The sequence below is a fragment of the Wohlfahrtiimonas larvae genome (assembly GCF_002006755.1).
In the GTDB taxonomy this organism is placed as follows: Bacteria; Pseudomonadota; Gammaproteobacteria; order Cardiobacteriales; family Wohlfahrtiimonadaceae; genus Wohlfahrtiimonas; species Wohlfahrtiimonas larvae.
Genome location: NZ_MVDO01000200.1, coordinates 1 through 1,781 on the forward strand (window position 1 = coordinate 1; position 1,781 = coordinate 1,781).

General features: G+C 39.6%; 2 protein-coding genes. Both read right to left on the reverse strand.

All coding sequences use genetic code 11. The features are described 5' to 3' along the window. Window positions 1–112 precede the first annotated feature (112 nt). On the reverse strand, window positions 113–1,141 hold the full coding sequence (locus BZK14_RS10750; RefSeq protein WP_077926490.1) for a 6-phosphofructokinase: 1,029 nt from the start codon (window positions 1,139–1,141) through the stop codon (window positions 113–115). 24 nt (window positions 1,142–1,165) lie between these two features. Next, window positions 1,166–1,781, reverse strand: a 616-nt coding sequence (gene ygfZ / locus BZK14_RS10755) for a CAF17-like 4Fe-4S cluster assembly/insertion protein YgfZ (protein ID WP_077926491.1), incomplete at its 5' end; no start/stop codon positions are given.

The window sequence follows — 1,781 nt, forward strand, 5'->3', positions numbered from 1 at the left end:
AATTTAAAATTAATTGTTAAAATCAAATAAAAACATAAAGATACATCAAAAATTATTTCAAAAAAAAGCCCACATATACATGTGAGCTTAGATAATATCCAAATTAATGAAGTTAAACTCCCATGCAAACGCCTGTTGCTTTGAGCGTTTCCACTAACAAATGATCTTTTGGTAATAAACGAGGCTTACCTGCAACTTTTTCTAAAGGGATAGGCACTAACTCACCACCTTGGCTTGCAACCATCACACCTGTTATATTATTTTTCAAATATTCAATCGCCTTACTACCGCATTGAGTTGCGAAAATACGGTCATTCGCTGTCGGCGTCCCCCCACGGCTCACATAACCTAACGTTGTTAAGCGCGCTTCAATTCCTGTAAGCTCAGGAATTTGATCCACTAACTTCATTGCTGCAGCATGCTTCTTAGGCTTTAAACCCAATAAAGCATCCTCTTGAGAAATCGCCCCTTCTGCCACAACTAATAAAGCAGCCTTGTGTTCAAAGATCTGTGCTTTCAATGATTTCACAATTGCAGTTGTTGAATAAGGAATCTCTGGCACTAAACAGATATCTGCCCCACCTGCTAATGCTGCACCTGCCGCCAACCAACCAGCATCACGCCCCATCACTTCCAAAATCATTAAACGATGATGAGAATCTGCCGTTGTGCGTAAGCGATCTAGCGCCATGACAGAAACCTGAACAGCAGTATCGTAACCAAATGTAATATCTGTTTGCGCTATATCGTTATCAATTGTCTTAGGTAACGTCACGACAGGAATACCTTTCTTAGATAACTCATAAGAAAAACGTTGTGTGCCATCACCACCTAAACAAACTAAAGCATCTAAACCTAATGCTTCAAAACTACGTACACAGTTATCAACAGCTTCTTCTGTACCTTTTGCACGGCCACCGCCACGGCCCGTACCTAAAATCGTACCGCCCAAACCAATGATTGGACTAACTGCCGCTTTATCCAAAGGCATCACACAACCTTCAGCTAAACCCAAGAAACCATCGTGAATACCAGTAACTTTCCAGCCTTCATTGAGCGCGGCCAACGTTACTGCTCTCAATGCAGCATTCAATCCCTGACAATCACCACCAGCTGTTAAAATACCGATATTTTTACTCATTCAATCTGCCTCTTAAAATTGATTTTATTCGTTATCGTCTTTCCAGACATTCAATAGCTCTATATTATCAGAAAGCTTAAGCGTTTGATGTAATTCAGCCAAAACTAAAACAGCCAACGCTTCGTTTTCTTGCACTAGAACAATTTCACCTGCCACAACATCATTATCCGTGTGAATTGTGTCACCAATATTAATATTGCCGTTTTTTCCCAAAGAAATTTTACCCAAACGCTTTTTGTTCTTACCTAAATCACGTAAACGCGTCACGATTTCTTGTCCAATGTAACAACCTTTACGAGGATGAACGCCCTTCAATACATCTAAGCTCACCATTTGCGGCACATATTTTCCTTGTGTTGCCTCAATGATCCAAGGGATATTAAAATCCTGTGGCACAATTGTTACAAACTCATCATTCGCATCCATAACTTCAATCGTTACCTTTGAACGAAACACAAAACGTTTCAGCAATGTTGCAATGCTCTCGCTAATGCATTTTGGCAAATAGAGATCAAAACCATTCTCAATCTTTTGAATCCAAAATACGGCTTCTAATCTTCCTTTTACATTGCACAAACCACCTAATCCAGAATTTTCTGGATGATCATACAAATAATCTAAATGATCCATATCCGCTGTC